10 protein-coding genes are annotated in these 16,691 nt (G+C 69.5%); 5 read left to right on the top strand and 5 right to left on the bottom strand.

The features are described 5' to 3' along the window. Positions 1 to 5: 5 nt before the first annotated feature. From ABD810_RS19120 to ABD810_RS19110, 3 genes are read right to left on the bottom strand one after another with little or no spacing between them, the layout of a single operon-like run. Positions 6 to 962, bottom strand: coding sequence for an SCO2522 family protein (locus ABD810_RS19120; RefSeq protein WP_344941629.1), 957 nt, complete (start codon positions 960 to 962; stop codon positions 6 to 8). Continuing rightward, positions 959 to 1,873, bottom strand: a complete 915-nt coding sequence (locus ABD810_RS19115; RefSeq protein WP_344941626.1) for an SCO2523 family variant P-loop protein — start codon at positions 1,871 to 1,873, stop codon at positions 959 to 961. Before ABD810_RS19115 ends, ABD810_RS19120 begins: the two co-directional genes overlap by 4 nt. Further along, on the bottom strand, positions 1,874 to 3,709 hold the full coding sequence (locus ABD810_RS19110) for an SCO2524 family protein (RefSeq protein ID WP_344941622.1): 1,836 nt from the start codon (positions 3,707 to 3,709) through the stop codon (positions 1,874 to 1,876). It abuts the gene before it with no gap. Between the two features lie 250 nt (positions 3,710 to 3,959). On the opposite strand from ABD810_RS19110, the gene ABD810_RS19105 reads away from it, so the two are divergent. After that, positions 3,960 to 5,042, top strand: a complete 1,083-nt coding sequence (locus ABD810_RS19105) for a 2-hydroxyacid dehydrogenase (protein WP_344941619.1) — start codon at positions 3,960 to 3,962, stop codon at positions 5,040 to 5,042. A 94-nt stretch (positions 5,043 to 5,136) separates the two neighbouring features. After that, positions 5,137 to 6,780, top strand: a complete 1,644-nt coding sequence (locus ABD810_RS19100; RefSeq protein WP_344941616.1) for a thiamine pyrophosphate-binding protein — start codon at positions 5,137 to 5,139, stop codon at positions 6,778 to 6,780. Between the two features lie 70 nt (positions 6,781 to 6,850). On the opposite strand, the gene bdeA is transcribed toward ABD810_RS19100, so the two are convergent. Further along, positions 6,851 to 7,783, bottom strand: coding sequence for a bis(hydroxyethyl) terephthalate hydrolase (gene bdeA, locus ABD810_RS19095; RefSeq protein ID WP_425566915.1), 933 nt, complete (start codon positions 7,781 to 7,783; stop codon positions 6,851 to 6,853). Positions 7,784 to 8,006: 223 nt separating this feature from the next. Then, complete coding sequence (locus ABD810_RS19090) at positions 8,007 to 10,742, bottom strand: helix-turn-helix transcriptional regulator (protein WP_344941613.1); 2,736 nt, start codon at positions 10,740 to 10,742, stop codon at positions 8,007 to 8,009. Positions 10,743 to 11,354: 612 nt separating this feature from the next. On the opposite strand from ABD810_RS19090, the gene ABD810_RS19085 reads away from it, so the two are divergent. The 3 genes from ABD810_RS19085 to ABD810_RS19075 all read left to right on the top strand — a co-directional run bounded on the left by ABD810_RS19085 (position 11,355) and on the right by ABD810_RS19075 (position 16,568). Continuing rightward, a complete protein-coding gene (locus ABD810_RS19085) occupies positions 11,355 to 14,939 on the top strand; it encodes a discoidin domain-containing protein (RefSeq protein WP_344941610.1) in 3,585 nt (1,194 codons plus the stop codon). Between the two features lie 340 nt (positions 14,940 to 15,279). Next, complete coding sequence (locus tag ABD810_RS19080; RefSeq protein WP_344941606.1) at positions 15,280 to 15,795, top strand: sigma-70 family RNA polymerase sigma factor; 516 nt, start codon at positions 15,280 to 15,282, stop codon at positions 15,793 to 15,795. After that, the gene (locus ABD810_RS19075; RefSeq protein ID WP_344941602.1) at positions 15,792 to 16,568 is read left to right on the top strand and encodes a hypothetical protein; all 777 of its coding nucleotides are present in this window, start codon (positions 15,792 to 15,794) and stop codon (positions 16,566 to 16,568) included. The genes ABD810_RS19080 and ABD810_RS19075 overlap by 4 nt, the downstream gene beginning before the upstream one ends. Positions 16,569 to 16,691: the final 123 nt, after the last annotated feature.

The raw sequence follows: 16,691 nt of genomic DNA, 5'->3' as shown, positions 1-16,691 counted from the left end.
GTCTCCTAGCCGAAAACGTAGGAGATGCGATCGACGAGCTCGTCCTCGAGCCCGATGCCCTCTACCTCACTTCGGTCGGCCACCTGCCGCAGAACTTCGGCGTCCACGGCGACCTGGCTCAGGATGGTGCGCACGGCCAGCTCGACCGGCAGGAATCGGGGCGAGAGGACCGACAGCGTGGTGTAGGCGCTGAACGGCGGGGCCAGGTCGTTCAGCTGCACGATGGCGGGCAGCGAGTTCCAGTCGGCCGGCCAGGCCTCCCCGCGCGGCACCGGACGTAACGGCAACTTGCCGTCACTGCGCAGCAGCCCCAGCCGCAGGAGCTGCCAGACGGCGGCCAGGAACGGGCACGACCAGGTGCGTTTGGGCCCGCTCTCGTCCCACAGCTCCACGTCGACGAAGATGGAGTGCCCGCGCTTGGCGTTCTGGACCGGCGGCGCCCACGACGGCGCCTTGCCCATGGCCTGCACGGCCCCGATGTGCGGGGACCGCGCCCCGTTGCACAGCCAGCCGGTCTCCTTGACGGCCGGACGCGACCCGTTGGTCTCGGGCGGGGGGTCGTCCACCAGCCGGTCTTCCACCAGCCTGGCCAGCTCGAGACCGTCCGACTCGGCGCAGGCGGACTCCCTGGCCAGGTAGTCGATGGACAGGTCGCTCTCGGCGGCCGCCTCCAGGACCATCGGCACCAGCTCGGCCGGAGAGCTGAAGCGGCTGAAGTAGTCGTCGATGAGGAAGCAGGTGCTGACCCTCGCCCGCTGCCCGGGCACGCGCTCCTGCCAGCTCGACCGCACGGTGCGCGCCCAGGGTGCCACCCGGCGGAACTGTTCCCGGAGCCGTTCGGGCCCCGCCTCGAAGTCCTCCATGTAGAGATGGCCGAGCTCGATGGACACATGGGAAAGTGGCGCGGACGCGATGCGGCGCTCCGCCGCGACCTCGCCGAACGTCGCGTTCACCGACGTCACAGACCCTCCCACGCGCTGTCGTCGACGATCTTCTTGGCCAGTTCCTCGAACGCCGCCGCCGTCTCCGCGTTCGCGATCTTGCTGGCCAGCACGTCCTCGTCGGAGATGAGCTGCTCCCGCCACTGCAGGATGGGATCGAGCGGTACCTTGCCGAGCATCGCCGTGCGCCCGACGCCGTGCCGGCCGGCGAGCTCGCGCAGCTCGCTGTCGCAGGCGCTCAGCCAGGCCCTCTGCTCGTCGCGCAGGCCCATCAGCTCGGCGGCGTCGGGCTCCAGGACGGCCGTGCGGACGAAGCGGATGCGGTCGCGCAGGGTCTCGGCGTCGTGCCCGAACCTGACACCGACGTCGAGGATGCCGTCGGCGCCGGTCACGAGCCCGTCGGCCGCGATGATGTGCTGGCGGGTCCAGCGGTGGAAGACCAGCCAGCGGAACGGGACCGGCGGCAGCCGCACCGTGGCCTTCAGCACCAGCTCGGCGGTGAACGAGCGCCCGGCGCTGACGTCCACCATGCACAGGTCGAACTCCTCCTCCAGCCTGCTGAAGAGCTGCACGCACCTGCGCACCATGTCGTCGCCTATCAGCGACAGCTCGCCGCCTCCCTCGCTGCCGGGGAGCAGCACCAGCCGGCCCGCGCCGGGGGGCTTGGTCCTCAGCCCCTCGCGGTCGGAGTCGGTCCAGATGTCGATCCGCGCCGGCTCCGCGCACTCGTCGCGCAGGTATTCGTGCAGGCCGTTGCGCTTGACGCCGCGAGCCACCGAGCTGACGCTGAAGATCGCCCCGGCGGTGGGAGAGCCGAAGTCGAAGTCCAGGTAGCAGACGTCGTACCCCTGCAACGCGTGCCGGTAGACGATGTTCGTGCTCGTGACCGAGCGCCCGGTGCCACCCTTGTCGGAGATCGCGAAGACCAGCATCTAGATGGCCTCCGATGCGCTGTCACGGGCGGCGGCCAGACGCTCCAGGCTGAGCAGGGCGTCGTTGATCAGCGCCTGGGAGGTGGCGGGCTTGTCGCTGAGGATCGCCCTGGCCCGCTGGAGCGATGCCTGGATGCTGCGCAGCTTCGGCTGGATGGTCTGCCCGGCCACCAGCGGCCGGGTGACCAGCTCCTGGTCGAGCAGGTGCTCGGCCTCGCTGAGCATCTGGGTGGCCAGCTCGACGAGCTGCGGGCTGCGCAGCGGGGAGTCGCCGCTGGCCTGCGCCGCGGACACCAGGAACTCCACGACCCGCTCGCTGAAGTACCAGGACGGCTCCTCGTGGATCACCTCGATGTCGGTGAAGACGTTGGCGGGCTGGTCCCACAGCCCTCGTGCCGCGCCGTTCGCGCAGCGGCGCAGGGCGATGTGCCGCCAGATCTGGTCGGCCAGGGCGAGCAGCCGCTCCCTGGGCCGGGTGTTCTGCGCGATGGAGGCGGCCCAGATCGTACGTTTGAGCAGCGTGATGGCGAAGTCGGACACGACCCAGGTCAGGTCGGGGCCGAGCAGTTCGCTGCCGCGAAGGCTGACCGGCACTCCGGGAGAGTGCATGAGGACCGGGGGGTCGCCGGGGACGGCCCGGCGGATGATCCTCGCCCGTACGGCCAGCTCCTCGAGCACGCCGGCGACGCGGCCGAGGTCGATGTCGGCGGCGCGGTTGTTGACCAGGCTCTGCACCACCATGGCGGTGACGCCGAGGCTGTAGTACTCCGACTCCTTCTCGTCGGTCGTCTTCCAGGGGATGTCCTCCAGCGGCCAGGTGCCGCGGCCGAACATGGCGATGGTCCGCCAGTAGAGCTGGGTGAGGTCCCAGCGGCGCTGGATGGCCTGGGCGAGCGTGAGCTGGTCATCGTTGAGCAGGCCGAGGACGCGGGTGCGCTCGGAGAACAGGTCGCCGATGCCGACCAGGGCGTTGACGGTGAAGTACAGAAAGGGCGTGTCGGCCGCCACCCCCTTGGGCTGCGGGCCGATGTTCAGCGGCGTGACGATGTCGGGGGCGTCCTTCACGATGCCCCACGTCCATCCGCACTCGAACAGGAGGTTCTCGTTGTCGAGGTCGACCTGGCTACCGGATCCGATCGTGAGGTCACGCAGGCCCGCCCGGACCGGGCGCAGCTCCCGCCGCAGGTCTTCCAGCACGCGACGCTGGGGAGCGCCGGTCTGGTTGACGCTTCGCATCAGCGCGTGGCCCTGCGACGAGCCCGGATCGAAGGCGTTGACCGTGAAGCTGCGCAGCAGGCCGACCATGGCGGCCGACAGCCGGCTGCTCGCCAGATCCTCCAGCTCCCGGATCTCCCTGCGGATGGCCTCCCTGCGCACGCTCTGCCTGAAGACCTTCAGGAAGCCCAGCGCGCCCAGCGCGAGCGTGACCGACATGGAGAGGGAGTCGACCACGTCGAGCTGTAACTGCTCGGGTGTGATCTTGGCGTCCTCTTCGGCGGTCTGGAAGTAGCTTCCGCCGGAGAAGATGGGCCGCCCGTCCTCCGCGGTGTAGGTGCGCAGGTACTGGCCGAGCACCTTCAGCAGCAGCTTGGGAATCTCGACGGCGTCGCCGAGCCCGGAGAGCGAGGCCAGCACGTCGTCGGAGGTGTCGTCCGGGGTGTCCAGCCGGAAGCCTGGAAGCTCGGACGCGGGATACATGAAGCAGAGAAGCTGTTCGGCGTCGGAGATGGAGTTCGAGCCGTCCCGCCCGCCCCAGGTCCAGATCCCGTCGCGGTAAGAAGTACGGGCTGCCGCCTCCCAGACCTCAAGAAGCTGCTGGCGAGGCTGGAGTTTCATATGAACCCTTTCTGCACTACGAAGCACCTACGTAGCTCGGCGGGGCGGAGGTGGGGCCCCCACGGCCCACCTAGGGGTTTCGTTTTACTTCTTAAGGGCAGACGAAACCACCAAGACCCTTATACCATTAGATTCCTGCTCCGTCGCCTGGACCACCCGTGGATTTCGCACGCTACTTGGTTTGTCGTGATAGGGGAGATACCAAAGGAAAAAACGGACATTTGTGTCCTAACTCTGAGAGATATTTGATATGCCCCAAACAGTGGCGACCAGGGATGTATCGGATCGGCATCTGACGAGGCCAGGCTCCGCCGGCGAGGTGGCGGGCAAGGCCGGGACGATCCTGGTCACCGGCGCGGGCATCGACCCCTCGCTCCTTGAACCGCTGCTCGATCTGGGGTTCGACCTGCGGCGACCGCGTCAGCCACTGTCGGAGAACAGGCTTGTGCACGAGCTGAAGGGCGCGGTGGCCTACCTCCATGGGGGCGAGGAGCGTGCCACCGCCAGAGCGCTGGAGAGCGCGGCGCACACCCTGAAGGTCGTGGCTTTCCTCGGCGTGGGGTACGAGAACTTCATCGACGTGGCACGGGCCGACGAGCTCGGCATCGTCGTGACGAACACTCCGGGAGCGGCGACCGACTCGGTCGCCGAGTTCACCGTGGGGCAGATCTTCCTGGCCAATCGCCGCATTTTCGAGCACCTGGGCAATCGGCTACCCGACTGGACAAGCCCGGAGGAGCTACCTCACAACCTCCGGCGCCGCAAGATCGGCATCGTGGGCATGGGCTCGATCGGCACGCGGATCGCCGAGATGCTGACGATGGCGTTCGGAGCCGAGGTCGCCTATTACAGCCGGACTCCGAAGAAGGACGTCGAGGAAAGGCTCGGCATCACCTTTCTTCCGCTTCACGAGCTGGCCGAGAACAGCGACATCCTGGTCGTCATGGTCCCGCTGACCGAAAAGACGAATCCCATGATCGACGCCGGCGTTCTCGCCCGGCTGCGCCCCGGCACGATTCTCGTCAACACCGCCCGCCCCGCGGTGGTCGACCCCGGAGCCCTGCACCTCTGCATGGCGGAGGGCCGGGTCAGCCTGGCCGTGTTCGACGGCTTCTACGGGCCGGATTGCGCGAGCGCCAACCGGCTGCTCGCCGACTTCGGCCACCGGCTTCTGGTCACCGGCCATATCGCCTCCCACACCCGCGAGGCCATGGATCGCATGGTCTGCCAGGCCGTCGCGTCCATTGAAAACGTGCTGGAGCACGGAGCCGACAAACACGCCGTCGGCAATCGCGCCGGCCGGGTTCCAGGAGTGCCGCGAAACAACTCCTGATACCGAATAAAGTCCTTGTTGCCAGAAACGCGTATGGCATTGCCCGGGAGGGGAAACGTATTATGAAAACCCTTCCCTCCCCTGGACGTGATACGTGGTCGATCATGATGTGATTCCCGCGGCGGGACGGATCACGACGCTCACGGGAGCGTGTGCGCTCGTCGAGGCCCTCCGGTTGCACGGTGTTGACACGGTCTTCGGGATCCCAGGAACGCACAACCTGGCCATCTACGACGCGCTCACCCTCTCGCGGATCAGGTGCGTGACCCCCCGCCACGAGCAGGGCGCCGGGTACGCCGCCGACGGGTACGCCCGGGCCACCGGCCGGCCGGGGGTGGTCGTCACCACCACGGGCCCCGGTGTCGTGAACGCCGCCACGGCGCTCGCGCAGGCCTATTCCGACTCCTCGCCGATCCTGCTGATCTCCCCCGGTGTGCCCACCTGCCACCCGTACAGCGGCCGGGGCTACCTGCACGAGAGCAAGGATCAGTCGCGGGCGATCGACGCGCTGTGCGCGTGGAGCCATCGCGTCACCTCCGTGCGCGAGATCCCGGCCGCCGTCGCGCGCGCGTTCGGCCGGTTCGCGGAGGGACGGCCTCGCCCGGTTCATGTGGAGATCCCCGCCGACCTGCTCGACATGGAGGACAGCGTCAAGCTGGTCTCGCCGTACCGGATCATGCCCCGTGTGCCCGACCCCCTCGCGCTCGACGAGGCCGCCAGGCTGCTGCGCGGGGCGAAGCGCCCCGGCTTCGTCCTGGGCGGAGGGGCCCAGTGCCCTGACGAGGACGAGCCGCCGGTCGGCCGGGCGATCATGCGCCTCGCCGAACGCGTCGGCGGAGCGGTCGTGACCACGGTCAACGGCAAGGGTTCTGTGCCGGAGAGCCACCCTCTCGCGCTCGGGGCCACCCTGCACCTGCGGGCGGTCCGGCGCTGGCTCGCCGAGTGCGACGTGGTGCTGGCGATCGGCACCGAGTTGGGGCCGGCGGATCTGTGGGAGGAGCGGTTCTCCCTCGCCGGGACCCTGATCCGGGTCGACGTGGACCCCGGGCAGATGCAGGGCGACCATGTCGCCGACGTGGCGATCGTGGCGGACGCCGCGCTCACCGTCGAGGGCCTCAGCGAACGGATCCAGCGGCGCAACCCCGTGCCGCGGTCGCGCCAGGAGCCGCGATACGACCACGAGCGTGAGCTCGGTGAGCTGACGCAGAGATGGGCGGAGCACGTACGGGCGCTGCGCCGGGCGCTGCCGAAGGAGACGATCGTCGTCGGCGACAACTCGATGATGGTCTACCACGGGGCGGTCGTGGCCCTGCCGATGGACCCGCCGGGACGGTTCCTGTTCCCGAGCGGGTACGGCACGCTCGGCTTCGCGCTGCCCGCCGCGATCGGCGTGAAGCTCGGCAGGCCCGACCGGCCGGCCGTCGTGCTGGCGGGTGACGGCGCGTTCCAGTTCAGCCTCCAGGATCTGGCCACCGCCGTCGAGTTGCGGCTCAGCCTTCCGATCGTCATCTCCGCCAACGGCGGTTTCGGGGAGATCCGGGAGGAGATGCAGCAGCGGGGCATGGAGCCGGTGGCCGTCGACCTGCACTGTCCCGACTTCCCCGCCCTCGCGCTCGCGTACGGCGCCCGGGGTCAGGTGGCGAAGACGCCGGACGATCTGCACGAGGCCGTCACCGAGGCGCTCGAGGTCCCGCTGCCGACGGTGATCGTCGTCCCCGAGGGCGACCGGGCGGTCTGAGCCGCCGAACCGGCCCCTGACACGCCGATGGCGGCCGCGCGCGGCGGCCGCCATGGCAGGCAGGTGAGGATCAGGCGTGCGGGCAGGTGTCGCGGTACTCCTCGATCGCGGTGCTTCTCGGAGCGGGGCAGAGGAACTGCTCATAGCGGGTGTCATCATCGATGAACCGCTTCATCCACGAGATCATGTACTTGGCCATCGTGGTGTTGGACGTCTGCGGGAAGAAGTGGGAGGCGCCGTTGAGCTCCATGTACGCCTTCTCCGCCGACGCGGGGATGCTGGTGTAGAACGGCTGCGAGTGCGTGCTCACCGGGGCGACGGTGTCCGACTCGCCACCGATGATCATCGTGGGGACGTTGATCCCCGACCAGTTCTTCGTGGCGTTCCACGGCGCGAGCGGGATGGCCGCCTGCAGCGACGGCCTGTCGTCCGCCGCCTCCAGCGAGCCGCCGCCGCCCATCGAGTGCCCGGCGACGGCGAGCCGACCGGCGTCGATCCGGCTTCTGACGGAGCTGCTCTGGACCAGGTAGTCGAGCGCGGCGAGCAACTGCCGCCCGCGGCTGGCCGGCTGGTCGTACAGCGTGTTGGTCTCGATGCCGATCACGACGAATCCCTGGGACGCGAGGCGGGGGCCGAGCCAGCTGAGGCTGGACCACCTGGCGGTGTAGCCCGGGGAGATGGCGATGGCTCCGAACGTGCCCTGGCTGGTGTCGGTCGGGTAGTAGATGGTCCCGCCGCCGAAACCGCTCGCGCCCAGCGAGGGGACCGAGGTCTGCGAGGTGGCGAACGGGCCGCGGGAGGCCTCGATGCTGGCGTTGGTGGGGGCGGGACCGCGCTCGTAGGGGTTCTCCGCGGCCTGGGCGCCGGGGGCGAGGGCGACGCCGCTGCCCGCCAGGGCGAGCGCCAGGCAGACCTTGGTGATCAACCGCACTCCGCGAGAGCGCCGGGAGGGGAGGGAGAGGGAGGGGTGGGGGGTGAGGGAGAGGGCTTCGCGTGGCTGCACGTTGATGTGCTCCCTGCTCGTGGGGGAAGGAGGCCGCTGGGGCGGCCGACCGTGCCCGCGACCGTCCCTATGCGCGGGACGCCGCGGGTGCACGGTGCCTGATGGCCTCCTGATGACTGCTGACTGTCGTCATTGTTAAGTCGCCCGGTCATCCACGCATCGGCGAAATCACTTGCCTTGTGGTGAGGTGGTGAGGTGGTGAGGTGCGGTGGATCCACCGGGGTCAGGACAGCAGGCGCGCCAGCTCGACACGGGAGCGGATGCCGAGCTTGGCGAAGATGTTCCTCAGGTGGTGCTCGACGGTGCGCGGGCTGAGGAAGAGCTGCGCCGCCACCTCGCGGTTGGTCGCTCCCTCCGCGACCATCCGCGCGATCTGGAACTGCTGCGCCGTCAGCTGATCGGCCTTCCTGGGGCACGTGGACCGTACGGCCTGACCGGCGGCGCGCAACTCGCCCCTCGTCTGGTCGATCCACAGCCGGGCCCCGAGGCGTTCGAACGTCTCCAGGGCGCTGCGCAGGTGCTCTCTCGCCGCGCCCGGATGCCGTTCCCGGCGCAGGGCGCTGCCGAAGAGCAGCTGCGTACGGGCCGTCTCGAACTCGCAGGACCCTCGATGGTGCAGGTCGAGGGCGTGGCGGAAAAGCTCTTCCGCCTCGCCCGGCCCGGCGAGCAGCGCATGGCATCGCGCCGCGAGCGCGAGACGGTCGGGGCTGCGGGTACTGTCCGCCCAGCGGTCGAGCACCCGTAACGCGGACATGGCCTGCTCCCGCTCCCCCGTGCGCGCCGCGGCCTCGATGAAGATGGGGGTGGCCATCACCCGTACCACCACGTGACCGTTCCTTCGCTGTTTGCGCAGCCGGTTGGCGGCGTCCTCGGCCCGTCCCGCGGCCAGGTCGAGATGGGCGAGCGCCCAGTTGCCGAGGGCTCCGGCGACGCCCAGCCCATGGGCGTCCGCCATTTCGAGAGCGGCCCCGGCCCTGATCCGGCACGTCTCCTCGTCGCCCTGGACCGCCGCGGTGAGCGCCAGCCACGCGAGGTGGTGACCCGCGGTGTTGAGCTGGCCGGTCTCCTGGGCGAGCCGGAGTCCTTCGATCGCGTTGGCCGCGACGGAGGCGTAGCGGCCCATCCAGATCTCTGCGTGGATCACCGCCTCCAGGAGCTGCGGCAGCGCGGAGGCGACCCCGCGTCCGCGCGCGTTCTCGACGGCCCGGGTGGCCAGCATGAGGGCGTGGGCGTCCTCGCCGAGCAGGAGGCTGGCCACGCCCGCCCAGACCAGCATGGCCGGGCCGCGTACGGAGGGGGCCAGCCGCAGGACCCGGCGCAGCGGATCGGCGGCCTCGGCGTGCTCCCCCCTGAAGGTGGCCGCCATGCCGGCCAGGTACTCGAACATCAACTGGGTGGTCCCGGACTCGTCGGGCCGGCGCAGTGCGGCGGCGCGGCGGGCGATGGCGAAGAACCGCTGGTTGTCCCCGGCGAGGTAGCCGGCCTCCGCGGCGCGCACGAGCGCACGCACGCCGAGGGCGCGGTCGCGGTCGAGCAGCCATCCGGCGGCGGCGAGGAACCTGTCGTGCGCGTTGCCGGTCTCCCCGGCCAGCAGCTCCAGGCTTCCGTGGAGCAGCTCGGTCTGACCGCGCATCTTCGCCGGGACGGTCAGACAGGAGAGGCGGGCGAGCAGTGACCTGGCCCGTTGCGGGTGCCCGGAGATGGAGGCGTGGCGGGCGGCGGCCGCCAGCCGGCTCGCCTTGAGGTCGCCGTCCTCGGTCAGCTCGGCGGCCCGCTCCAGGGCGAGGAAGGGCTCCGGGTGGCAGCCGTGAGAGGATGCGGCCTCGGCGGCGGTGGCCAGCTCGCCGGCCAGCACCTCGCCGGGACCGTCGAGGGCGACCGCCCGGTGCCATGCCCGCCTCAGCCGCTGGTGGTCCGGGTCCAGCACGCCCGCCAGCAGGCGATGCGCGGCGCGCCGGCGGGCCAGAGAGGCGCTGGAGTACACCACAGAGCCCATCGCCGGCTCCGTGAAGTGGTAACGGTCCCCCGCCGCACGGACGATGCCCGCGCTCTCGGCCGGTTCGAGCGTGAGGAGCGCGCACCGCGGCTCTGCCAGGCGGACCAGCGTCGCGGTGTCCAGCTCGGGGTCGGCCGCGATCAGCAGGAGCAGGTGCCGGGCGTCCGCGTCCAGCCGCGCGAGCCGCCTCGTGTAGGCCTGCCACAGCCGGCCACCCCGGGGCAGCGAATCCGGCGGCGCCGAGGTGCCCGCCATCTGGCCGGGGCTCAGCGAGCCGACGAGCTCGGTGAGCGCCAGCGGGTTGCCTCGCGCGATGCGGTCGAGCGACGCGCGGAGATCCTCCCCCAGTCCCAGCGGCACCAGGTCGTCGACCAGTTCCCTGGCCTCGGCCGGGCAGAGCCGGTCGAGGACGCGCACGGGGATGCCGCCCGGCACCGTACGGTCGTCGTGCGCCGCGAACAGCAACGCGACCCGCTCGCCTGCCAGGCGGCGGGCCGTGAAGAACAGCGCCTCCCTGCTTGCCGCGTCGAGCTGGTGGAGGTCGTCGACGCAGGCCAGCACCGGCTTGTGCGCCGCCACCATGGAGAGCAGGTCGAGGACCGCGGCCGCCAGCGCGAGCCCGCCGTCGGTGACGCCCAGCTCCAGGGCCTTTCTCAGGACGGCGGCCTGCGGCCGGGGCAGCTGGGCCGACGACTCCTTGACCGGGCGGAGCAGGCTGTGCAGTCCGGAGAAGGAGAGGTGGGACTCGGTCTCGACACCGGCGGTCCTGAGCACGACGAAGTCGTCGGCGCGGGCCGCGGCGAAGTCGAGCAGGGCGGTCTTGCCCGTGCCGGGTCCGCCGAGCAGCAGCATCGCTCCGCCCGATCCGTCACGGGCGCGCTCCAGCATCTGCCGTAGAGCGTTCTGCTCGCCACGTCGTCCGCGGAGGATCGGTGCCTGCTTGGTGCGGGAGGCGGGAGACACGCCCCTAGTGTTACGCGCGGATGTCGTCGCCGGAAGAGATGTGACAGGCCGGTCACGCCTCCGGAGCGCAACCGGTGATTTCACCGATGCGCGGCGCTGCCGTACCTCACCGCTCCGGGTACGGGGGCGTCCGACGCCCGAACCGGCCGTGACCTGCCGGGTCGTGAGAGGCGACCGGGGCTCGGGGCGGTGGCCGTCTGGACGACCCGGAGACTCCGCTCCCGCCGTCCTATCGGGGTCACCCGTAAGGCCTTCGTGGCCTGTCAAGACGGCCTGACCAAACCGTTGACGCGGCCGTAGCATGTATGTAACCTTTGGCCAACGTCCTGCAAGATTCTTGCAAACTACTGTTCTCTTTCTGTCTATTCTCCGCAACTTCTGGCTGGAACGCACTGCGTCCGTGCACCCGCCCCGCCCCCGTCCATGGAGGCCTCAGGTGATGTCGGCTACGGCATTGCGCGGTCGGTCGCCGCCCGGGCGCTCCCCCGGCCACAGCGCTTATCGCCCTCTGCGTTGAGATCAGCACCCCCCGGCGACACACGGAGCGTCGCGCGGCGGACGTCACGGACTCCCGTTCCACCCTGTCGTTCCAGACGAGAGATAGAGAACGCAATGAGAAAGAGACAACCACTGTTACGGCTGGTCGCCGCGATGGTCGCGGCCGGCCTGCTCGTTCTGGTGGGGCCGGTCCTCCCGGCCTCGGCGGCGGGCCCCAACCTGGCAGCGGGGAAGACCGCTTCGGCGAGCAGCGTCGCCGACGTCTACCAGGCGGCCAACGTCAACGACGGCAACCAGGGCACCTACTGGGAGAGCGCCAACAACGCCTTCCCGCAGTGGGTGCAGGTGGACCTCGGCTCCGCGGTCAGCGTGAACCAGGTCATCCTCAAGCTCCCGCCCCCGGCGGCCTGGGCCACCAGGACCCAGACCCTCGCGGTGCAGGGCAGCACGACAGGCTCGTCCTTCTCCACCATCGTCGGCTCGGCCGGCTACGTCTTCAACCCGTCGACCGGCAACACGGTGACGATCAACTTCACCGCGACGAGCACCCGGTACGTACGGCTGAACATCACGGGGAACACGGGATGGCCGGCCGGACAGATCTCCGAGTTCGAGGTGTACGGGCCCAGCACGGGCGGCGACGCCACGCCGCCGACCGCGCCCGGCAACCTCGCCTACACCCAGCCCGCCTCGGGGCAGATCAGGCTGACCTGGAACGCCTCCACCGACGACGTGGGCGTCACCGGCTACGACGTCTACGCCAACAACGCCCTGCGCGGCAGCGTGGCCGGCAACGTCCTCACCTACACCGACAACCAGCCCGACACCGCCACCGTGTCGTACTACGTCAGAGCCAAGGACGCGTCGGGCAAGCAGTCCCCGAACAGCAACACCGTCACCCGCACGGGCAGCGGCGGCGGAGGCTCCAACCTCGCGGTCGGCAAGCCGATCACCGCGTCGTCCTCGGTCTTCACCTTCGTGGCCACCAACGCCAACGACAACAACGTCGCGACATACTGGGAAGGCAACGGCAACAGCTACCCCAACACGCTGACCGTGCAACTGGGCGCGAACGCCGACGTCAACTCGGTCGTGCTGAAGCTGAACCCCGACAGCTCGTGGGGGACGCGCACGCAGACCATCCAGGTGCTCGGGCGCGAGCAGAGCGCCACGTCGTTCACCAACCTGTCCTCGGCGGCGGTCTACACCTTCAACCCCGCCTCCCAGAACACCGTGACGATCCCGGTCAGCGGCAGGGTCGCCGACGTCCAGCTCAGGATCACCACGAACTCCGGTGCGCCCGCCGGGCAGGTCGCCGAGTTCCAGGTCGTCGGCACGGCGGCGCCGAACCCCGACCTGACGATCACCGGCATGACCTCGGCGCCCGCCTCCCCGGTCGAGACCGACGCCGTCACGCTGACGGCCACCGTCAGGAACGCCGGGAGCGCCGCCTCCGGCGCGACGAACGTGAACTTCTACCTCGGCACCACGAAGGCCGGCGCCGCGTCCGTCGGCGCGCTGGCAGCGGGGGCGTCCGCCACCGTCTCCGCCAACATCGGCCCGCGCGACGCCGGCACCTACCCGCTGAGCGCCAAGGTCGACGAGGCCAACGGCGTCGTGGAGCAGAACGAGACCAACAACACCTACACCAACCCCTCCTCGCTGGTGGTCAGGCCGGTCGACAGCTCCGACCTGATCGCGACGACGAGCTGGACGCCGAGCAACCCCGCGGCCGGCAACGTCGTCACCTTCTCAGTGGCGATCAAGAACCAGGGCACCGTGGCCTCCGCCGGCGGCGCGCACGGCATCACGCTGACGGTCACCAACGACTCCGGCACCGTCGTTCGGACGCTGACCGGCTCCTACAGCGGCGCCATCGCCGCCGGGGCCACCACCAGCCCGGTGAACCTGGGCACGTGGACGGCGGCCAACGGGAAGTACACCGTCAGGACGGTCCTGGCCAACGACGCCAACGAGCTGCCGGTGAAGCAGGCCAACAACACCAGCACGAAGCCCTTCTTCGTGGGGCGCGGCGCGAACATGCCGTACGACAGCTACGAGGCCGAGGACGCGGTCGTCGGCGGCGGCGCGGCGGTGGTCGGCCCGAACAGGAACATCGGCGACCTCGCGGGCGAGGCGTCCGGCCGCAGGGCCGTCACGCTGAACTCGACGGGAAGCTACGTCGAGTTCACCACCAAGGCCAGCACCAACACCCTGGTCACCCGGTTCTCCATCCCCGACGCGGCGGGCGGCGGCGGGATCAACTCGACGCTCAACATCTACGTCAACGGCACCTTCCTCAAGCCCATCAACCTGACGTCCAAGTACGCCTGGCTGTACGGCGCCGAGGCCGGGCCTGGGAACTCGCCGGGACCGGGACCGCGTCACATCTACGACGAGGCCAACGTCATGCTCGGGACCACCGTCCCGGCCGGCAGCAAGATCAGACTGCAGAAGGACCCCGCCAACACCACGACCTACGCGATCGACTTCATCAACACCGAGCAGGTGTCGCCGATCGCCAACCCCGACCCCGCCCGCTACGCGGTGCCGACCGGCTTCGGCCACCAGGACGTCCAGAACGCCCTCGACAGGGCACGCCAGGACACCAACCTCGTCGGCGTCTACCTGCCCGCGGGCGACTACCAGACCACGGGCAAGTTCTACGTCTACGGCAAGGCGACCAAGGTCGTCGGCGCCGGTCCCTGGTACACGCGCTTCTTCGCGCCGACCACCCAGGACAACACCGACGTCGGCTTCGACGCCCAGTCGTCGGCCAACGGCTCGACGTTCTCGGGGTTCGCCTACTTCGGCAACTACGTGACGCGCATCGACGGCCCCGGCAAGGTGTTCAACTTCTCCAACGTCGCCAACATGGTGATCGACAACGTCTGGGTCGAGCACACGGTCTGCATGTACTGGGGCGCCAACACCGACAACATCACGATCAAGAACTCCCGGATCCGTGACACGTTCGCCGACGGCATCAACATGACGAACGGCAGCACGAACAACCTCGTCAGCAACATCGAGGCCCGCTCGACGGGGGACGACAGCTTCGCGCTGTTCTCGGCCATCGACGCGGGCGGGGCCGACGAGAAGGACAACGTGTACGAGAACCTGACGGCCATCCTTCCCTGGCGCGCCGCCGGTCTCGCGGTCTACGGCGGGTACGCGAACACCTTCAGGAACATCTACATCGCGGACACGCTGACCTACAGCGGCATCACGATCAGCTCGCTGGACTTCGGCTACCCGATGAACGGGTTCGGCGCATCCCCGCCGACCACGTTCGACAACATCTCCATCGTGCGTGCCGGCGGCCACTTCTGGGGAGCCCAGACCTTCCCCGGAATCTGGATCTTCTCGGCCTCCAAGGTGTTCCAGGGCATCCGCGTGAGCAACGTGGACATCGTGGACCCGACCTACAGCGGCATCATGTTCCAGACGAACTACGTCGGCGGGCAGCCGCAGTTCCCGGTCAAGGACACGATCTTCACGAACGTCTCGATCACGGGCGCCCAGAAGAGCGGGGACGCCTTCGACGCCAAGTCCGGTTTCGGCATCTGGGTCAACGAGATGCCCGAAGCGGGCCAGGGCCCGGCCGTCGGCTCGGCCACCTTCAACAACCTCACGCTCAGCAACAACGCCGTGGACATCAAGAACACGACGTCGACCTTCACCATCGTCCGCAACTAGCCGGCGCCGATCCACCGGGTTCCGGGACCCTGAGTCGGCCCCGGAACCCGCCCTCTGACCGAAGTGCCGCCGAAGACCTCGTCTCCGGCGGCACTTCCGCGTTTCCGGCCCGCCGCCCCTCCCGGCACCCATGTGATCGGGGAACCCGGTGGATTCCCACCCGACCCAGAGCGCGCGATGAGCATCGTGGACGCCATGATCGCGCTGCGCGCGCACACCAGAGGTGTCCCGGGCGGTTGATCTGCGAACATGCGCCGGTCCCCGCGCCGTCGCCCGGAGGGGCGCCCATCGCGGTACACGCCGCCGCGCTCACCCTCGCCGAGTACGTAAGCGTCTCGCTGTGCCTGTGCGTATAGGGGATGTGGAGCATCTGAAGTTCGAGGATTTTTACCAGGAAAACCGGGATGCCTGCCTCCGGGCGGTGCTGGCCACCACAGGCGACCGGCAGTTGGCGGAGGACCTGGTCGCCGAGGCGTTCACGCGGGCGTGGATGTCGTGGCGAAGGGTGAGCCGGCATCCGGCGCCACACGCCTGGATCGTACGCGTGGCGCTGAACACCCGGGTCACCTGGTGGCGACGGCGCCGCCACGAGGTGGCCCTGACAGATCACGAAACCGTGAACCCCGCGATGGCCGATGGGATCGACGTGGACCCCACTCTGCTGGTGGCGCTGCGGCGGTTGCCGCAACGGCAGCGGGAGGTGGTCGCGCTGCGCGTCTTCCTCGATCTGGACACCGAGACCACGGCCAGGACCCTCGGGATCGCTCCGGGAACCGTCACCGCACATCTGTCGCGCGCCGTCGCGACCTTGCGCGGGGATCTCGCAACAGTCAACAGCCAGGAGGGCGAACGATGAACGACGAAGACGTACTGGGCACGGTGCGGGACGCGATGACCGGGGTGCACATGCGCACGCCGGTGCAGGCTCTCGTGGCAGCGGGCCGGTCTCGCCGCCGCCGCAGAATCGGGGGCGTGGCGGCAGGCGCGGCCTTGGCGACGGGGCTGGCACTGACGCCGGCGATCGGCAGCCCCCAGGTGAACGCGCCGCCGGTGGCCACCGGCAATGAGGTGCACATGCACCTGGCCGCGTTCTCCGTCGACACCAACCCCGACGGCACGGTCACCGTGAAACTCACCAAGAGTGAGTCACTGGATCCGGAGATCATGCAGCGGACCCTGGCCCAGGCCGGCATCCCCGCACAGATCACGATCAACAAGTGGTGCGGGCCATCGGACCCGTCACAGAACCTGACCGAGGACTTCGAGAAGGTCATCGGGGAGGCGAATCAGCCCGCCGAGCCCCCGGCGACGGTCAACACGCCGTCGGCGCAGGACAAGAAGGCCAAGCTGGAGAAGCGGCAGGACCTGAAGAAGCAGGAGAACTCCGAGAAGCCGGAGACCATCGAGAAACTGCACGAGCAGCCTGACGGACGCGCCATGTTGGTCATCACACCATCGGCCATGCCCCCGGCGACCAAGCTGGTCATCGGCATGAGGACTCCCGACTACCAGCCCGACTCCCCGAGCAGCATCGCGGTCATGATGAGCCTGGTGCCCAACGATGCCCCGCTGACCTGCTCCACGGACGTCCCGGTCGGCCCGCCGCGCGAGTCTTCGTCCACGTCCTGAATCACCAAGGGTTCTCCAGACGGCTCGTAGCCGGGTGACTCTCGTACGGTCACCTGGGACGTCTACCTTGGCCCCGGTTGTCGTCAGCGTTGCCGTCAGCGCCCACAAACGCCCCGAGCGGAT

The sequence above is a fragment of the Sphaerisporangium flaviroseum genome (assembly GCF_039537005.1).
Taxonomy (GTDB): domain Bacteria; phylum Actinomycetota; class Actinomycetes; order Streptosporangiales; family Streptosporangiaceae; genus Sphaerisporangium; species Sphaerisporangium flaviroseum.
Note: the sequence above shows the minus strand (reverse complement) of the source record. Positions and strands in the feature narration are given on the sequence as shown.